This window comes from Enterococcus sp. AZ067 (assembly GCF_051715005.1).
Lineage (GTDB): Bacteria > Bacillota > Bacilli > Lactobacillales > Enterococcaceae > Enterococcus_D > Enterococcus_D casseliflavus.
Window position 1 is genome coordinate 454376 of sequence record NZ_JBIOSY010000001.1, and the last position, 18490, is coordinate 472865.

An 18490-nucleotide genomic window follows, 5' to 3' on the forward strand; every position below is an offset into this window, starting at 1 on the left:
CTTGCCTTCTAGCTGCAAAGTGCGGATAAGCAGACCCCTGAAAGCACCAGCAATCAGCAAAATTGACTTTTAAATATAGGGGGCATAGACTTTTATGTAAGAGTGGAACAATGGACTAAAAGGAGGAGCACAATGAAGACAACCTACGATACACCAGAGTATTATCAGAAAATGAACGCTTGGTGGCGAGCAGCCAACTACCTTTCCGTTGGTCAGATTTATTTGAAAGACAATCCCTTATTGCGCCGCCCCATCGAAGAAAAAGATTTGAAAGTGAATCCGATTGGTCACTGGGGAACGATCGCAGGGCAAAATTTTATTTACACCCATCTCAATCGCGTCATCAATAAGTACGACTTAAACATGTTTTATATCGAAGGACCAGGCCATGGCGGACAAGTCATGGTTGCGAATGCTTATTTAGACGGCAGCTACAGCGAGATCTATCCAAAAGCCACCAAAGACGAAGCAGGGATGAAACATCTATTCAAAACCTTCTCTTTCCCAGGTGGGATCGCTTCTCATGCGGCACCTGAAACGCCAGGTTCGATCCATGAAGGCGGCGAGCTAGGCTATTCCATCGCCCACGCTACCGGAGCTATTTTAGACAATCCCGATGTCATTGCAGCAGTAGTGGTCGGTGATGGCGAAGCCGAAACTGGACCATTAGCGGGCAGCTGGTTTTCAAATACCTTTATCAATCCAGTCAATGATGGCGCAATTTTGCCTATCTTGCATTTGAATGGCGCCAAGATTGCCAATCCAACGATTTTGGCTCGTAAAAGTGACCAAGATCTCACGAAATATTTTGAAGGCATGGGTTGGACCCCTTATTTCGTAGAAGGGGACGATCCAGAAGCCGTTCATCCGCAATTGGCACAGAAAATGGATCAAGCCATCGAACAGATCCACGCGATCCAAGCAGAAGCCCGCAAAGGTTCTGCGGAAGAAGCCGCTATGCCTCATTGGCCTGTTTTGATCGTTCGCACACCGAAAGGGTGGACTGGACCGAAAGTCTGGGATGGCGAGCCGATTGAAGGGGGCTTCCGTGCCCACCAAGTACCGATCCCTGTCAATGCGAAACATATGGAACACGTGGATGCTTTGACGGATTGGCTGCAGTCATATCGTCCAGAAGAGCTTTTTGACGAAAACGGCCGCATCAAAGCTGAGATTCAAGAATTGGCACCAAAAGGAGAGCAGCGGATGGCGGTCAACCCAATCACCAATGGGGGGATCGATCCGCAACCGCTACGCTTGCCAGATTGGCAAGCACATGCCATTGCGATCGAGACACCAGGGGAAACGACTGCCCAAGATATGATGGTCTTTGGGAAATTTGCCCGTGACATCATCAAAGAAAATCCCGACAACTTCCGCATCTTTGGCCCAGATGAAGCCAAATCCAATCGGTTGAACCATGTGTTTGAAGTCACGGACCGCCAATGGTTGGAGCCAAAACATCCTGATTATGATGAATGGCTGTCTTCAGTGGGCCGTGTGATTGATTCACAATTATCAGAACATCAAGCAGAAGGCTTCTTGGAAGGCTATGTGCTGACGGGTCGTCATGGCTTCTTTGCCAGCTACGAGTCATTCTTAAGAGTCGTTGATTCTATGATCACGCAACACTTCAAATGGTTACGAAAAGCCCATGATCTTGACTGGCGCAACCCGTATCCCTCATTGAATTTGATTGCTTCATCAACGGTCTTCCAACAAGACCATAATGGGTACACCCACCAAGATCCAGGGATCATGACCCATATTGCAGAGAAAAAAGCCGACTTTGTGCGGGTCTACTTGCCAGCCGATGCCAATAGCTTGATGGCTGTCATGGCAGAAACACTCGCTTCTGAAGAAAAGATCAATCTAGTGGTCTCTTCAAAACACCCACGTCCGCAGTTTTACTCGGCGGATGAAGCGAAAGTGCTTGTCAAAGATGGCTTGAAAGTCATCGACTGGGCATCGACAGATGAAGGACAAGAACCCGATATTGTGATCGCAGCTGCTGGGACGGAACCGAATTTGGAAGCTTTAGCCGCTGTTTCCTTGCTGATTGAAGCCTTCCCAGAGTTGAAAGTCCGCTTCATCAATGTGGTCGATCTATTGAAATTGCGTCGTCCAGCAGTCGATCCTCGTGGGTTGAGCGATGAAGCATTCGAAGCCTACTTTACGAAAGACAAACCGATCGTGTTTGCTTTCCACGGATATGAAGGACTGATTCGCGACATTTTCTTTGGCCGTCGCAACCAACAGCTTCATATTCATGGGTACCGAGAAAATGGCGACATCACGACACCGTTTGATATGCGGATCCTTTCTGAATTGGATCGCTTCCACTTAGCCAAAGACGCCGCCGAATGGGTCTATGGAGAAAAAGCAACGGACTTTGCCCAAAAAATGGCAGACACCGTTGCGTATCACCATGACTTTATTCGAGAAAACGGCTATGATATCGCCGAAGTCGAAGAGTGGGAATGGAAACCATTGCGTTGATTTATTCTCCACAACACCAACGTAAGACAATTTAAGAATAAAAAAAGCACAAAAGAAACAAAACGATCCGCAACAGGGTCGGGACACCTTACTAAGGAAGCCCGACCGACTGTCTGCGGATCGTTTTTTTTTAAAAGACGTCGAAACCGTAATTTTTGATATGCTGCTTCAACAAGGCGAGATAGTCCAAAGCCATCTCACTCAGTTCCATTTTCTTGTGTTTTAGGTAACCTAGGGTCATCGCATCATCGACTTCCAAAGGGATCGCAACGATTTTTTCATCATTCAGCTCACTGCTGATGATCCCAGAGCTGATGGTATAGCCGTTGAGACCCACCATCAAATTGAAAATCGTGGCACGATCGCTGATGCGAATGTGTTTTTTGCGTTGTAAAGTGCTTAAGATCTCTTCAGAAAAGTAGAAGGAATTGGTTTCCCCTTGTTCGTACGACAAATAGGTATAAGGTTCCAAATCAGCTAATGTGATGCTTTTTTTCTGAGTCAGTGGATTTTCTCGGCCGATGAAGACGTGAGGTTTGGCTTCAAACAAAGGAATGAATTGCAGGTCTTTTTCGTGGATCAAACGGGTGAGGACCGTCGTGTTGAAATCATTCAGATAAATGACCCCCAATTCGCTCTTAAACGTCTGGATATCATCCAGTACATTTTGTGTTTGGGTCTCCCGCAAGGTGAATTGAAATTCATCTTCCCCTAACTGTTTGACCAGCTCCACGAAGGCGTGGACGACGAAGGCATAGTGCTGCGCAGAAACACTGAAAACATGCTTGCGATGGCTGTCTTTGCGAAAGCGTTCGTCCAAGAGATTGACTTGGTCTAAAACATTTCGAGCATAATTGAGAAAGGAACGGCCATCATCGGTCAAGGTCACCCCTAATTTACTGCGGTAAAACAGCTGCAGATCATATTCTTTTTCCAACTCTTTCATGGCTTGAGAGAGGGAGGGCTGACTGATGAAAAGCTGTTTGGCGGCTTCATTGAAAGAGCCAGTTTCTACGATTTTTTCCAAATATTCAAGCTGCTGGATACGCATGGGATACAACCTCCTTTTTATGTTATAGGTATTGCCTATGGAATATATAAGTTTATAAGTATTATCTATAGTATAAGATGTTTGCTAGAATAAATCTAACAATTTTGAAAACTTTGTATAGGAGGAATGGATATGGCAACAGACAAATTTCAGCTTGTGGGGTCATTGTTACGACCACAAGATTTATTGGACTACAAAAATCAAATCGAGCATCGGGAGGACATCCGCTACCCGTTTTATGATGCGTTTCCTGGCTACCAAGAAACGGAAGCAAAAGCGATCGCTGACATCATTGCAGCGCAAAAAGAACACGGCATCACAGTCATCACAGACGGCGAACACGGCCGCTCAATGTGGCACCTGGATTTTCTCTGGGGATTAAAAGGCGTTGAGCGCTATATCTCCGATCATGGGTATGCCTTTGAAGATTTGGACGGTGGACATTTTGAGACACGTAAAGACATCGGCATCCGAATCACAGAACCATTATCTGGCAAAAACCATCATTACTTGACGTTGTTTAAAGAAACCAAACGCCAAGCTGGCGACCTGCCAGTCAAAATCACCGTCTGGGGGGCTGCCCACGCCTTTACCGAGCTGACTGTCTTTAACGACCTCGTTGGTGAAGGTCAGGTGTATCCAACGAAAGAAGCCTTGCGGGAAGGACTGCTTAACGCCTACAAGGAATTCTTGCAGGAATACCGAGAAGCCGGTGGTGAGATCGTTCAGTTCGATGATTGTTTATGGGAATTATTTGCCGAAGACAATGACAAGAGCTTCTTCACCCAAGGCAATGATGGCTTAGAAGCGTTAGCCGATGAATTCGTGGCGATCAACAACGAAGTCGCTGACTACGCCCACGAATTAGGATTAAAAGTCTGGACCCACAACTGCCGCGGCAATTACCAAAGCCGCGCGGCCGCCAGCGGTACCTACAAAGCGATCGCCGAAAAATTCTTGCGTGATCAGCATTATGACCGCTTTTTCCTAGAGTGGGACGATGACCGTGCTGGTGATATCTCTGCTTTAGAAGCGCTGAAAGACCGTCCAGAAGTGGAGGTTGTCTTAGGCTTATTATCCAGCAAAACCGCCACATTAGACGATGAAGAGCGAGTGATCGCTTTATTAGACAAAGCCAGCCAAATCATTCCTAAGGAGCGGCTTTATCTTTCTCATCAATGCGGCTTTGCCTCTTGTGACTGCGGCAATGAGCTTTCGACTGAACAGCAGTGGGCAAAAATCAAGCAAGGACAAGCCTTAGCTGAAGCGTACTTCGGTTAAGCAGCTGCGTCTTCTTTTCCCTGAATCTTCCCCTCGAAATCGGTGCATGCGACAAAGTTTCGAAAATTTCAGAAAAAATGTTTGACATTTTCTTTAAGAGCGAGTAAAGTAAGACACAACTTAATGAAACAGACATCGAAAAGAAGAGTAGCAAGGCTTGCTGTTTGAAGAGAGTCTCTGGTTGGTGCAAAGAGATAACGCATGGTTGTGAAACACATCTTGGAGTCGTTTTTCCGAAAGAAAAGTAGGAGAGACCGGGTTTGCCCGTTACAGCAGCAGTCATTGATTGATGACTTTCTGAGTTCAGTTGCTGTGAAGCACTGATAAACAAAGGTGGAACCGCGTTGATAACGTCCTTTAGCTGTAATGGCTAGGGGACGTTTTTTTTCTCTTTTTTTGCGGCTCACCGAAAACCGAAAGTGGAAGGATCACAAGGACTGCACGAGGCCTTTTCCTGCGAAGGAAAGGCAAATTGAGGTGGAACCACGTATCAAGCGTCCTCTGGCAAATGCCAGTGTGCGCTTTTTTTGTTTTTCTTTTTTAGAAAAATGAAACTTGCCAGTTGCCCCTCACCAGCCAACGCCCAGCGTCACATAAGCGTCGGAGCAAACTGTCGCTAAGCTGTATCGCTGCTAATCGAAATTGAAACCTATCAAGGAGGAAGTCACCATGTTTGAGTATTTAGTCAATGTTATGCCCCAACTGATTTCAGGAACTGGAATCACCGTTAAATTGTTCGCACTGACCTTAATCGGGTCCATTCCCTTAGGCATCTTGTTGGCCTTTGTTTTAGCCAGTCGCCTGCGTATTTTGAAATTGATCGTGCAAGTCTACGTATGGTTGATGCGAGGAACGCCTTTATTGCTACAGCTGATCTTCGTATTCTACGGTCTGCCGATCTTAGGGATCGTCTTTGACCGCTTTGAAGCAGCCTTGATCGCCTTTATTATCAATTACGCTGCTTATTTTGCCGAGATTTTCCGTGGAGGGATCCAATCGATTCCAGCCGGACAATACGAAGCCGCGAAAGTCTTGCGTTTGTCCCCGATCCAAACGATCCAAAAAATCATCATCCCACAAGTCGTCAAGATCACCCTGCCATCTGTCGGCAATGAAGTCATCAATCTTGTCAAAGACACATCCCTCGTTTACATCTTAGGATTGTCAGACGTGATGCGAATCGGGAAAATCGCCATGGAGCGAGACAGTACCTTGCTTCCGTTAGTCGGGGTCGGCTTGATCTACTTGGTGATGACAGGCGTCTTTACGTTATTGTTAAAACAAATCGAGACCAAACTGGACTATTACCGTTAGGAGGAACCACATATGTTAGAACTAAAACAAGTATCAAAGTCATTTGGCGCTAAAAAAGTCATCGATCAGCTAGACTTGACGATCGAAGACGGCAGTATCTTAGCGGTGGTCGGTCCTTCCGGTGGCGGGAAAACCACCTTGCTTCGGACACTGGCTGGTTTAGAAACGATCGATTCTGGAAGCTTTTTACTGGATGGCAAAGCCTTTGATCCCACCGACACAAAAGAACAAGAACAAGTCGTCGGTGTCGTCTTCCAAGACTTCCAATTGTTTCCGCACTTGTCAGTTTTTGAAAACATCACTTTGGCGCCAAAAATGGTGCTAAAACAAGACAAGGCCGCGTATACAGCAAAAGCCGAACAGTTGGCAGAAAAACTAGGATTAAGTGACCTACTAGCCCAATATCCCTTCCAATTGTCCGGGGGGCAGCGGCAACGGGTGGCTATCGCACGAGCGATGGCGATGAATCCCAAAGTGTTGGCCTATGACGAGCCTACCAGCGCCTTAGATCCAGGCTTGAGACAGCAAGTCGAACAGCTGATCTTGGATCTGAAAAAAGAAGGAGTGACCCAGATCGTGGTGACCCATGATTTGGTTTTTGCCGAAAATATCGGTGATCAATTATTAAAAGTAGCAGGAGAATAAGGGGGAGAACAAAATGAAAAAATTACTATTGACGGGAATCGCAGCAGCAAGTGTATTTTTATTAGGGGCGTGTGGCAGCAGCAATGACACCACAACCAGTGCCGCTGACAAAGAAGAAGTGATCGTCGGCCTAGACGATACCTTTGTACCGATGGGCTTTAAAGACGACCAAGGCAACATCGTTGGGTTTGATGTGGATTTAGCCACAGCGATTTTGGATCTAACAGGAACCAAAGTCAAATTTCAACCAATCGATTGGTCCATGAAAGAAACCGAACTAAGCAATGGCACCATCGATATGATCTGGAACGGGTATACCAAAACCGCAGCTCGTGAAGAAAAAGTATTGTTTACAGATACTTATATGGAAAACAAACAAGTCTTAGTCACAGCAAAATCCAGCGGCATTACTAGCTTTGATGATATGGAGGGCAAAGTCTTAGGCGCCCAAGAAGGTTCTTCTGGTTATGAGACCTTCAACAACCAACCGGAAGTTTTGAAGGATCTCGTAGACGACAATGACGCAACCTTGTATGCCAGCTTTAATGAAGCCTTTATCGATCTAGAAAACGGTCGGATCGACGGTCTTTTGATCGACCGCGTCTACGCAGAATATTATTTGACTCAAACAGGCAAAACCGATGACTTCAACGAAATCGAAAGCCCCTTTGAAGCAGAAGATTTTGCTGTAGGTGTGCGTAAAGACGATCAAGCCATGGCAGATAAAATCAATGATGGTTTGAAAGAATTGCAAGACAATGGTACCTTTGCTGAAATCTCTGAAAAGTGGTTTGGCGAAGACGTCACACCAAACTAAAAACAAGTCAACAAGAGGCACTGGCTGCTTAGCAGCTGGTGTTTTTTTATACATTCATTTCTTTTGCGTATATAAGTAAAGAAGGAACGATTGAAGTATATACTTGTGTATACATATGCGTACTCATGTTATAATGATAGGTAGTAAGGAAAATCCGATAAAAAGGGGTGAGCTGAATGGAACATTATAAAGAGACCGCTCATTTGATTAAGTGGGGCAACGGACAAGGGGTTCGCTTGTCTAAGAAAATGATTCGAAAATTGGATCTCCAGGTAGGTTCTGAACTAGAAATGGAACTGGCAGAAGAAGTCAATGGCAAAAAACAGTTAGTTATTAAAGAAAAGCAACCAGCAGGGGAGTTGTCCCCAGAGGAGAAACTTCGTTTAGTCGATTCTTTGCAAGGCATTTTAGCAGATTCATTTGAAACACCTCACGTTGTGGACATCAAAAAAGTAAGAAACGAACGGCGTAGGAAAAAATATCTGGGAGAATAAAAGGAACATGACCAAATACAAAGCCAAACGAGTCGTGATTGACACCAATGTGATCCTTGACTATTTATTAGGAAGAGGGTCTAAAAGCCATCAAGAAGCCATCAAACTGATATACAACAGTTCCATCTATGGACTTTGCGAGGGCGTGATTACGGCAAGTACATTAACGGATCTTTTCTATATTCTCGATGGAGCAGCAGGAGTCGATGCTCGGAGGGAAGTCAAAAAACTGATCCAAGTGCATACCGTCTTAACAGTCACGGAAGCAGATTGCGTTCAGGCGCTTGATTCAACAATGACAGATTTTGAAGATGCTGTTTTAGCAGCTTGCGCGAAGCGAAATCAAATCGACAGTCTAGTAACGACCAATACAGCTGATTTTAAATCATCAGGACTGATTGTCTATACAGTCGCTGAATTTGTTCGCCAACTAAAAAGAGGATGATCACTGCTCTATCTGGCAGACATCCTCTTTTTCCTTTAAATTCTAGCACCTAATCAAAATTTCTCACAGGAAAACTTTTGTTCGCCTTCTTTTTTCGTTATAATAGGGAAAGATGAAAAGAGGGATAGAAATGGCGCAAAAAAAACGCGCAAAGAAACGCAAAACAAAAAAACAACAAAAACAGCAAGAGAAATTAATGCTGGTCGGCGTCGGCCTGCTCTTTGTCTTGTTTTCGATATTTGGCTTTTTCCATTTAGGTTTTTTAGGAACCTTGATTGCCAACGGGTTTCGGATCGTTGGCGGAAACACGTACCAATTTTTGAGTGTTGCCCTAGCCGCTTATGGTGTCTGGTTAGCGATCAAAACGACCGATGCTCGCTTTAAGAGTATTCGGCGAGTGATTGGCTGTGTATTGGTGTATTTTGGCTTACTGATCATCCTCCATGCGCAAATCTTTAGTAATGTGGTGGGAGAACAAGCCAATGTCTTCCAAACGACGTGGATGACGCTGTTAGGCGATATCCGGCGCAGCCAAGTGACCCAAAATGTCGGGGGCGGAATGATTGGCGCCATGCTTTATGGGGCGACCTATTTTCTTGTTTCCCAGATCGGCAGCTACATCATCGCTGTTTTACTCATGCTGATCGGGGCGTTCTTGTTCAGCCAAATGAGCAGCCACGAGTTAGTGGAGCACCTGCAAGCAGCTGGTGACAAGCTGCAGCGGTTGTTAGAAGGCTCTCCAGAAAAGCAAGCCGAACGAGAAGCCCGCAAAGCGGAACGAGCAGCAGAGAAACAAGCGGCGAAAGAAGCCAAAAAAGAAGCCGAGCGAGCAGCAGTCATGGCGGAGATCAAAGAAAAGAATCAAGTCCGACCAATGACAGAAGACGAAAAATCAGCAAAAGAACAGCAGATGCAAGCGCCAGTTGATTTTGAACCAGAGCAGCTGAGCTTTGTACCCATCGACCACTTCCAAGAATTGCCGCAAGCGGCGGCACAAGAGGCCGCTCAAGCACCGCATCCAGCAGGAAACAAACCAGGACCAAGCAAAAAGGTCAACGAAGACGGGGAGATCCTCGATGACGATGGTGAAGTATTGGAATTTGAGATTTCGGAAGAAGCTGAAAATCGTGATTATGAATTGCCTTCAGCGCAATTACTCGATTCGATCCCTTCAACGGATCAAAGCAGCGAGTACAAAAAGATCGAACAAAATATTGGTGTGTTAGAAACTACCTTCCAAAGCTTCGGTGTTGACGCAAAAGTCGTCAAAGCTAGCTTAGGACCAGCAGTAACCAAATTCGAAGTTCAACCAGCAGTAGGGGTCAAAGTCAGCAAAATCGTCGGGTTGACCGACGATATCGCCTTGGCCTTAGCTGCCAAAGATGTGCGGATGGAAGCGCCGATCCCAGGGAAATCATTGATTGGGATCGAAGTTCCAAACAGTGCAGTCAGCATGGTTTCATTCCGAGAAGTGATCGAAGCCCAACCGGATCATCCAGATAAACTATTAGAAGTACCTTTAGGACGCGATATTTCTGGCCGTGTCCAAACGGCAGACTTAACGAAAATGCCCCATCTCTTGATTGCCGGATCGACCGGGAGCGGGAAGTCCGTATCCATCAACGGCATCATCACCAGTATTTTGATGCGGGCAAAACCCCATGAAGTCAAACTGATGATGATCGACCCGAAAATGGTTGAATTAAATGTTTATAATGGGATTCCCCATCTCTTGACACCTGTCGTGACAAATCCCCGCAAAGCGGCGCAAGCGTTACAAAAAGTGGTCAAGGAAATGGAAGAGCGCTACGAAAAATTTGCGGCAACTGGGGTCCGAAACATTACTGGCTACAACGATTTAGTGATCAATAAGAATTTAGAAGACGGCGAAAATCGTCCGATCTTGCCATTCATTGTAGTGATCGTCGATGAGTTAGCCGACTTGATGATGGTTGCCAGCAACGAAGTCGAAGATGCCATCATTCGTTTGGCGCAAATGGCACGGGCAGCAGGTATCCATATGATACTAGCAACGCAACGACCAAGTGTGGATGTCATTACAGGGATCATCAAAGCCAATGTTCCATCACGGATGGCCTTTGCGGTTTCCAGCGGTGTCGATTCGCGGACCATCATTGATGGGAACGGAGCCGAAAAACTGCTGGGACGCGGCGACATGCTGTATCTGCCGATGGGTGAGAACAAACCGATTCGGGTCCAAGGGGCCTTTATCTCCGACCAAGAAGTCGAACGAGTGGTTGAATTCGTGACCGATCAGCAAGAAGCCAATTATGAAGAAAAAATGATGGTCACTGAGGAAGAAACGAGTACCGGCAGCAGCGGACAACCGCAAGATGAGCTATTCGAAGATGCCAAAGCCCTTGTGGTGGAAATGCAGACCGCCAGCGTTTCTCTCTTGCAGCGACGTTTTCGCATCGGCTATAACCGAGCGGCTCGGTTAGTGGATGAATTAGAAGATCAAGGCGTCGTTGGCCCTTCTGAAGGCAGCAAGCCACGGAAAGTCTTGATCGAGCCGCAACCAGAAGACATTCCTACCTTTGATGAATAAGGAGAACAAGACCAATCCAATGAGAGAAAGGCGAGATAGCAATGAAACGCAAACACATTCTTTACCGTGATGTTGCCGATAAGCTCAAAGAAGACATCATGTCGGGTCGCTACCCGATTGGTTCATTTTTACCGACGGAAACAGAATTGGAAGCCACCTTCAATGTCAGCAAGATCACTGTCCGCAAAGCCATCGAATTGTTAGCGGCAGATGAGTATGTGGAAAAACGCAGCGGACGTGGGACGACGGTTTTAAGCAATCGCCCTTATAACAAGCTGTCAAAAGGCACGACGTTTAGCCAATTGCTTGAAAAGACTGGCAAGGAATACACGAAGAAAAACCTCAGCTATGAATTAGTCGAACTTGCGCCTGAGCACCCCGCGTATTCTTTGATGGGCAAAGAAGTCATGCGTTTACGTCGCATGTATTATTTTGACCACCAACCCTTTATTTACTATGAGTACCATTTGCCAAAGCAGCTAAAGGGTACCTCCATCGAGGTCTTTGAAGAAAAATCATTGTATCGCCTATTGGATGAACATCGAATGATCATCGATCGCTTTCAAGATGCGTTCGTGGCAACGACCTTGACCGAAGAGCAACAGAAGTTTATGATCACGCCAGAGGTCGCTGCCTTGAAACGAACCCGTTATTCGTATGATCTACAAGGAGAAGTGGTAGAATATACAGAAGGGATCTATAACACCGCCTTGCATCCGTATATGATCGAGTTTGAAGCCTAGTCATTGATTAGGCTTTTTTAGCAAAAAGTGGTACCAAAATCAGAAGTGGAGCGTGAAAACTATGAGAAAAATCGCCTTTTTAGGAGCCGGTAACATGGCAAAAGCCATCATCAACGGCTTGATTGCAGCAAACCTGTATGAAGCAGCAGAGATCTTGGTTTATAACCATCGCTACGAGCCGACTTTGGCACAATTAGAAAAAGAAACCGGGATCACTGGGACAACTAAGCTGGCAGATGTCACCGAAAAAGCAGAGATCCTTGTCTTAGCAGTCAAACCTTTTGTCTTTCCACGCTTGCTTGCTGATTTAAAAGACGGCTTGACCAAGGAGCATTTGCTAGTATCCATTGCCGCGGGCGTGACGATCGCGCAAATGGAAGAAATCATCGGTGCGCACAAAATCGTGCGGGTCATGCCAAATACCCCTGCACTGGTGGGGGAAGGGATGTCTTCTATCAGTCTCAACGGTCAAGTGACGGAAGCCGAAGCCAACGAAGTCAAACAGCTTTTTGAAAGCCTAGGGAAAGCCGAGCAAGTACCAGAAAGCATGATCGATGCAGTCATTGGTGTCAGCGGTTCTTCACCAGCCTACACGTATTTGTTCATCGAAGCTTTGGCAGATGGAGCAGTAGCAGAAGGAATGCCGCGTCCGATGGCGTATGAATTTGCTGCTCAAGCGGTATTAGGCGCAGCGAAGATGGTACTAGAGACGAAGGAACACCCAGGCGTCTTAAAGGATCGTGTCAGCTCGCCAGGGGGCACAACGATCCAAGCAGTCAAAACCTTAGAGGAAAATGGCTTTCGGGCGGCTGTCATCAAAGCAGTGCAAGCCGCTGCTGACAAAAGTCGGGAGATGTCTTGATCCCCAGTGAGTGAGGAAAAAATCTTAGCAAAACGAAGGAGCGTTTATGAAAGAACTTTTGATTTTTGATTTTGATGGATTGTTAGTCGATACCGAAAGAGTCTATTTTGATGGGTGGTTGGCGCTATTTAAAAAGTATGAGCTTCCGATTACAGCCGCTGATATTTTTGGTTGGCGTGGTCAAAGTTGGCAACAGACTGCCACTAAATTAGCCGACCTCGTAGGCGGTCAGCAGCGGGTGCAGGAATTACGAGCAGAACGGGAAGTCTATATTGCCCAGCAAATAACCGATGGCACCTTCAAAACCAAACCTTATGCGAAAGAAACCATCGCCTTGGCTCGTGAGAAAGGCTTCCAAACGGCATTAGCCACCTCGACGATGAAAAAAAGAGCCTCTGAATTGTTGACGCATTTCGATTTGTTGCAGGCCTTTGACTATCAGACCTTTGGCGATGATGTCTCCGCCCATAAGCCTGATCCAGCACCGTACTTGCTGACTTTAGAAAAAGCGCAAGTCGCAGCAGAAAAAGCTTTAGTCATGGAAGATTCTCTTGTGGGAGCAACAGCCGCGACGCGTGCGGGCATCGATGTCGTGCTGATTCCCGATCAAAGCTTTGATCAAGTCTACTCCCCAGAAGAGAAGACCGGACTTCAGTTATATGGCGAAGCTACCTCATTGAAATATGTGTATGAGTTATTGGCACAGGATCAACTGAAATAATACCTAAAAAAGCTTCCTTTTTCGTTGCAGAAAAAGGAAGCTTTTTTTGTATAGGAAAGACCTGTAAAAAAACAGATCAAAGGATATGAGTGGTGTGTTTTTCGCCATCATGGTAAAGTTAAAGAAAGTTTAACAATAAGCGAAAAAAAACAAAAAGTAAAGGGGTTTCATTTTGACAAAAACGTCCATTTGTCAAAAGGACTTTTCTTGGTCGATCCTAGCCGTTGGCGGCAGGGGAAAAACATGGTAAATTATCCTTCGACGAAGAACTAGTGGGGGAAGAAAAAATGAATAAACTAAAGAATGTTTTCTATTTATATAAACTGGACTGGAAACGAATTTTCAGCAATCCAATCTCTGCATTTTTGATCATTGCCTTAATGATTTTACCCTCGCTTTATGCGTGGTTCAATATCAAAGCCCTCTGGGACCCATACGGCAACACCAGTGAATTGCCGATTGCCGTTTACAGTGCGGATAAAGGGGCAGAATTTCAAGACAAGCACATCGATATCGGTGATGAAGTCATCGATACCCTCCATAAAAACAAGCAGTTGGGCTGGCGTTTCTTGGATTCAAAAGAGGACTTAGTAGAAGGGGTCAAGTCAGGAAAATATTACGCGGGTATTTATCTGCCAGCGGATTTTTCAGATGATCTGATCAGCTTTACCAGCGGGAAAATCGAAAAACCGACCATCGAGTATTATAGCAACCAAAAAATCAACGCTATCGCACCAAAAATCACCGATAAAGGAGCCAGCAGCCTTCAAGAAGAGATCTCACAAAACTTTATTGAAACCGCCAGCTCCACGTTGATAAAAGTCTTCAATGAAATCGGCTATGACATTGATTCCAACTTAGTTAGCATCAACAAAGTCAAATCGATGATCTTAGACACCGATGACAATTTGGCTACGATCGATGGCTATACGAAAGAGATCGTCACCTTGCACGATAAGTTTCCAGAAATCAAAGAAAAGATCGCAAAAGCCGAAGAATTCACCGATTATATCCCACAAGTGGATGCCATGGGGGAAAAACTGATCGGCTTAAACGATAAGCTGCCTGCATTGAAGAAAGAAGCCAGCATCATTTTGACCTTGCAAGAAAAGATCCCAGAGATCCAAAATGCTGGCAAACAATTGAAGATGATCGACGATGATTTCGATGACATTGCCAGCACCATGACGGACGGCATCGACACCGCCAAGCAAGGACTGCAAGTCATTGAACAAGTGCAAGCCGCTTTACCACAGATCGAACAACTAGGCGACCAAGCCGCCAGCTTCGCCACCGCGACCAAAGATGGGGCGCAACAATTGCAAGATGCCCTGCCAAGTATTTCTAGCAGTGTGAAGGTGACGATTGAGTCGATTAGTCAAGTGGCAACCACCACAGCCGGTCTAACAAGTACGATTCGCCAAGCGCTGGCTGACAATGAACTAACAGATGAAGAGCGTCAAGCAATCAGTGCAACGATCACTGACTTTCAAAAGAACATCCAACAACAACAAGCAGCCTTGGATTCCTTGATTGCCTTTTTAACCAATATTCAGAATTCTGGCAGTAACGCCGACCTAGAAGGTATCATTGCACAACTAAGCAATGCCAAAACAACGTTAGGTGTTTTATCTGACCGCTTATCGCAATTGAATAACCTTGTTCAAAATGGGTCTGTTGATGAAATTACAGCGTATCTCGATCAAGTTACCGCAGCTGCTCAAAACGTTGCCAATCTCATGAACAGCATCAATGTTGATTCAATCACCACCACCATCAACGACATCCTAACCAAACTAATCGAAACCATCACCACCGCCGAAGATGTCTTGAAAAAAGCCCAAGAGATCGATTTTGACTCGTTGCTGTCTTCCACCAAATCAGTGGTCAGCAATGCCGTGACGATTTTGGAAAAATACCAAAAAGAATTGCCTGCCATCAAGCAAGAATTGCACGATGCCAATACGATGTTGAATGGTCACATGGATGAAATCGTCAATGCCATCAACAAAGGAGCCGACCTATACAACAACGAATTGCCAGTTGTCGAAGAAAAATTAGGGTTGGCCGTAAACTTCTTGCAAAACGACTGGCCAACTATCAAATCAGAAATCAGCTCTACGATGGCAATGGTGGATGAAAAACTGCCAGAAGTTGAAAAAGCCTTGGATGCGGCTGTCGATTTGATCAATAACGATTGGCCGAGTATCAAAGCAGGCATCCACAAAGCCGCTGATGCGATCCGAGCAGGCGAAAATGAAGTCGATCTCGGGGAAGTCATCAAATTATTGAAACTTGATGCCACCGATGAAGCCGACTTCTTCAAACAACCAGTGGAATTAAAAAGCAATGAAATCTATCCAATCGCCAACAATGGTTCAGCTAGCACACCGTTTTATACCGCATTGTGTTTGTGGGTAGGGGCATTATTGTTGTCAAGTGTCGCTACAACGGAGTATCATTTAGAGAAGAAAGACAAAAAACGCTTTACCCAACGTGAAACCTTTGTGGCACGAATGCTGACGTTCTTGACGATGGCAGTCGCCCAAAGTTTGATCGTGACCCTAGGAAATATGTTTTTATTAGGCGTTGATGTCCACAATCCAGTGTACAGTGTCTTCTTCGCATTACTCGTCGGACTCGCCTTTATGATGATCGTTTACGTACTGGCAGGACTGTTCGGCAACCTCGGGAAAGGGATCGCCATCATCATTTTGGTTCTCTCCATCTCAGGTGGGGGAGGAAACTACCCGATCCAAGTTTCTGGGAAGTTCTTCCAATTCATTAATCCGCTGCTGCCATTTACCCATGCAGTCAATCTGTTAAGAGAATCAGCTGGCGGGATCTATTGGCCAAATGCCGTACCACAATTGGTTATTTTAACGATTTTGTTCCTGGTCTTTGGGATCGTCGGTACCTACGCGTATCCTTATCTAGTCAACTCTACGAAGAAATTAAGCGACATTTCAAAAGAAAGTCATTTCTTCCACTAACATCGAAAAGCAGAAAGAGCATTTGTTCTTTCTGCTTTTGTGCCATCACGTGAAATTTCTAATAATCAAAAGAGGGAAAAAGGGCCGTTTTTTCATCTGATTTTCATTGACTTTTCGCGGTTACAAGAGTAGCATACAGTCTTGATAATTCAATATTTGTGAGGATATCGTTACAAGTTTAACGAAGGATTTTTTCATGAAAAGGAGTGTAGAAAAAGTGGAGTATTTGAAACGTTTGTTGGTCGGACGTCCATTGAAATCCGCAGAGAATGATGAACAAAAACTGAGCCGGACGGCGGCCCTTGCGTTGCTATCTTCTGATGCTTTGTCTTCGATTGCTTATGGGACAGAGCAGATCGTTGTCGTATTAGTGGCACTTTCCGCTGCTGCTATCTGGTATTCATTACCGATCGCTGCTTTTGTTATTATTCTTTTGATTTCATTGACCTTGTCTTACCGTCAGATCATTCATGCATACCCTCACGGTGGTGGGGCGTATGTAGTAAGTAGTGAAAATTTAGGGAAAAATGCGGGCCTGATTGCCGGCGGCTCACTGTTGATCGATTATATGCTGACAGTAGCAGTATCCGTCTCAGCAGGGGCGGAAGCCATCACTTCTGCTGTGCCAGCGTTGTTCGGCCATCAAGTGGCCATTTCTGTCGTGATCGTACTCTTGATCATGATGATGAATCTGCGAGGGCTGCGAGAATCAGCTAGCTTCTTGATGATTCCTGTCTACACCTTTATCGCAGTGATCACAGTCTTGATCGTGGTCGGCTTGTACAACATCGTAACTGGTGCGCAACCGTTGAATGCAACCGCACTGCCGGGAGCTGTGGTGCCTGGGGTATCCGTAGCCTTGATCTTACGGGCTTTCTCATCAGGTTCCTCTTCTTTGACGGGGGTCGAAGCGATCAGTAACGCGGTGCCATTTTTCAAAAAACCACGGGCGAAAAATGCAGCTGCGACCTTGACGATCATGGCTGCGATCTTAGGGTTCTTCTTCGTCGGCATCACTTTTATCAACTATTGGTACGGTATCGTACCAGAAGCAGAAGTGACCGTCCTATCTCAAATCGGCTCTGCTGTTTTTGGTCATGGGTTTATGTACTACGTTTTGCAATTTGCCACAGCGCTGATTTTAGCAGTTGCCGCAAATACAGGATTTTCCGCCTTCCCCGTGTTGGCGTATAACTTAGCCAAAGACAAATATATGCCACACATGTATCAAGACCGTGGGGATCGTCTCGGCTACTCAAACGGGATCATCACCTTAGCTGCTGGTTCCATCGTCCTATTGTTTATCTTCCAAGGATCGACCGAGCGTTTGATTCCGTTGTATTCCATCGGGGTATTCATTCCTTTTGCACTATCCCAAAGCGGAATGGTCGTCAAATGGAAAAAAGAAGGCAAAGGCTGGTTCTTTAAATCGATCGCCAACATCATTGGGGCTTTGATTTCTTTTGCGATCATTGCCATCTTGTTCGTGTATCGCTTAGGCGATATTTGGCCATTTTTCATTATCATGCCGATCCTCTTGTATATCTTTTACAAGATCCATGATCATTATAAAAAAGTCGCAGAACAGCTGCGATTGGAAAAACAAGAAGCACTGCATGTCTATGAAGGAAATACCGTGATCGTTCTCGTCGGAAATGTTACTCGAGTAAATATCGGCGCATTGAATTATGCCCAATCGATTGGTGATTATGTCGTGGCGATGCACGTCTCGTTGGATGAAGATGTGAAGAAAGAAAAAGAGATCGAACAAGAATTTAAGCAAAAATTCCCAGACGTGCGTTTCTCCGTCGTTCATTCTTCGTATCGTTCGATTGAAAATCCCATCTTGCGTTATGTGGATCTAGTCAGCCGCAATGCAGCCAAACACAATTACACAACGACCGTCATCATTCCACAGTTTGTCCCAAGACGTCGCTGGCAAAATATTTTGCACAACCAAACAAGCCTGCGCTTGCGTTTCAGACTCTCTTGGCGTGAGAACATCATTGTAAGTACGTACAGTTACCATTTGAAGAAATAACAAAAACGCTAGTTT

General features: G+C 45.5%; 14 protein-coding genes and 1 other annotated feature. Of the genes, 13 read left to right on the forward strand and 1 reads right to left on the reverse strand.

Going from position 1 to position 18490, the window contains the following annotated elements:
• Nucleotides 1-132: 132 nt before the first annotated feature.
• Nucleotides 133-2499, forward strand: coding sequence for a phosphoketolase family protein (locus IGI82_RS02170; protein ID WP_271771246.1), 2367 nt, complete (start codon nt 133-135; stop codon nt 2497-2499).
• Between the two features lie 130 nt (nt 2500-2629).
• On the opposite strand, the gene IGI82_RS02175 is transcribed toward IGI82_RS02170, so the two are convergent.
• The gene (locus IGI82_RS02175) at nt 2630-3550 is read right to left on the reverse strand and encodes a LysR family transcriptional regulator (RefSeq protein ID WP_005227268.1); all 921 of its coding nucleotides are present in this window, start codon (nt 3548-3550) and stop codon (nt 2630-2632) included.
• A gap of 126 nt (nt 3551-3676) precedes the next feature.
• On the opposite strand from IGI82_RS02175, the gene IGI82_RS02180 reads away from it, so the two are divergent.
• The 12 genes from IGI82_RS02180 to IGI82_RS02235 all read left to right on the forward strand — a co-directional run bounded on the left by IGI82_RS02180 (nt 3677) and on the right by IGI82_RS02235 (nt 18475).
• Nucleotides 3677-4831, forward strand: a complete 1155-nt coding sequence (locus tag IGI82_RS02180) for a cobalamin-independent methionine synthase II family protein (protein ID WP_005227269.1) — start codon at nt 3677-3679, stop codon at nt 4829-4831.
• Between the two features lie 126 nt (nt 4832-4957).
• Nucleotides 4958-5192, forward strand: a binding site (T-box leader).
• Between the two features lie 308 nt (nt 5193-5500).
• Nucleotides 5501-6145 carry an amino acid ABC transporter permease gene (locus IGI82_RS02185; RefSeq protein ID WP_010748717.1) on the forward strand — a complete coding sequence of 215 codons (645 nt, stop codon included), beginning with the start codon at nt 5501-5503 and terminating at the stop codon, nt 6143-6145.
• Between the two features lie 12 nt (nt 6146-6157).
• Nucleotides 6158-6790, forward strand: coding sequence for an amino acid ABC transporter ATP-binding protein (locus IGI82_RS02190; RefSeq protein WP_005227272.1), 633 nt, complete (start codon nt 6158-6160; stop codon nt 6788-6790).
• A gap of 13 nt (nt 6791-6803) precedes the next feature.
• Nucleotides 6804-7607, forward strand: coding sequence for an amino acid ABC transporter substrate-binding protein (locus IGI82_RS02195; RefSeq protein WP_413153831.1), 804 nt, complete (start codon nt 6804-6806; stop codon nt 7605-7607).
• Between the two features lie 176 nt (nt 7608-7783).
• Entirely contained in the window at nt 7784-8101 is a 318-nt protein-coding gene (locus IGI82_RS02200) for an AbrB/MazE/SpoVT family DNA-binding domain-containing protein (protein WP_413153830.1), read from the forward strand.
• 7 nt (nt 8102-8108) lie between these two features.
• The gene (locus tag IGI82_RS02205) at nt 8109-8546 is read left to right on the forward strand and encodes a PIN domain-containing protein (RefSeq protein WP_207490459.1); all 438 of its coding nucleotides are present in this window, start codon (nt 8109-8111) and stop codon (nt 8544-8546) included.
• A gap of 130 nt (nt 8547-8676) precedes the next feature.
• Entirely contained in the window at nt 8677-11115 is a 2439-nt protein-coding gene (locus IGI82_RS02210) for a DNA translocase FtsK (protein WP_438841747.1), read from the forward strand.
• Between the two features lie 41 nt (nt 11116-11156).
• Entirely contained in the window at nt 11157-11858 is a 702-nt protein-coding gene (locus IGI82_RS02215) for a GntR family transcriptional regulator (RefSeq protein WP_005232219.1), read from the forward strand.
• 61 nt (nt 11859-11919) lie between these two features.
• Nucleotides 11920-12720, forward strand: coding sequence for a pyrroline-5-carboxylate reductase (gene proC / locus IGI82_RS02220; protein WP_231472808.1), 801 nt, complete (start codon nt 11920-11922; stop codon nt 12718-12720).
• Nucleotides 12721-12766: 46 nt separating this feature from the next.
• Nucleotides 12767-13441 (forward strand): HAD family hydrolase, encoded by a 675-nt coding sequence (locus IGI82_RS02225; RefSeq protein ID WP_225000904.1) that lies wholly within the window; start codon nt 12767-12769, stop codon nt 13439-13441.
• A gap of 287 nt (nt 13442-13728) precedes the next feature.
• A complete protein-coding gene (locus tag IGI82_RS02230) occupies nt 13729-16434 on the forward strand; it encodes a YhgE/Pip domain-containing protein (protein WP_074934422.1) in 2706 nt (901 codons plus the stop codon).
• A gap of 217 nt (nt 16435-16651) precedes the next feature.
• Entirely contained in the window at nt 16652-18475 is a 1824-nt protein-coding gene (locus tag IGI82_RS02235; RefSeq protein WP_005227281.1) for an APC family permease, read from the forward strand.
• Nucleotides 18476-18490: the final 15 nt, after the last annotated feature.

Bases quoted from the DNA above. Each gene is read 5' to 3' on its own strand.
- IGI82_RS02170 (WP_271771246.1), top strand. From the start codon at position 133: ATGAAGACAACCTACGATACACCAGAGTATTATCAGAAAATGAACGCT.
- IGI82_RS02175 (WP_005227268.1), bottom strand. From the start codon at position 3,550: ATGCGTATCCAGCAGCTTGAATATTTGGAAAAAATCGTAGAAACTGGC.
- IGI82_RS02180 (WP_005227269.1), top strand. From the start codon at position 3,677: ATGGATATGGCAACAGACAAATTTCAGCTTGTGGGGTCATTGTTACGA.
- IGI82_RS02185 (WP_010748717.1), top strand. From the start codon at position 5,501: ATGTTTGAGTATTTAGTCAATGTTATGCCCCAACTGATTTCAGGAACT.
- IGI82_RS02190 (WP_005227272.1), top strand. From the start codon at position 6,158: ATGTTAGAACTAAAACAAGTATCAAAGTCATTTGGCGCTAAAAAAGTC.
- IGI82_RS02195 (WP_413153831.1), top strand. From the start codon at position 6,804: ATGAAAAAATTACTATTGACGGGAATCGCAGCAGCAAGTGTATTTTTA.
- IGI82_RS02200 (WP_413153830.1), top strand. From the start codon at position 7,784: ATGGAACATTATAAAGAGACCGCTCATTTGATTAAGTGGGGCAACGGA.
- IGI82_RS02205 (WP_207490459.1), top strand. From the start codon at position 8,109: ATGACCAAATACAAAGCCAAACGAGTCGTGATTGACACCAATGTGATC.
- IGI82_RS02210 (WP_438841747.1), top strand. From the start codon at position 8,677: ATGGCGCAAAAAAAACGCGCAAAGAAACGCAAAACAAAAAAACAACAA.
- IGI82_RS02215 (WP_005232219.1), top strand. From the start codon at position 11,157: ATGAAACGCAAACACATTCTTTACCGTGATGTTGCCGATAAGCTCAAA.
- proC (WP_231472808.1), top strand. From the start codon at position 11,920: ATGAGAAAAATCGCCTTTTTAGGAGCCGGTAACATGGCAAAAGCCATC.
- IGI82_RS02225 (WP_225000904.1), top strand. From the start codon at position 12,767: ATGAAAGAACTTTTGATTTTTGATTTTGATGGATTGTTAGTCGATACC.
- IGI82_RS02230 (WP_074934422.1), top strand. From the start codon at position 13,729: ATGAATAAACTAAAGAATGTTTTCTATTTATATAAACTGGACTGGAAA.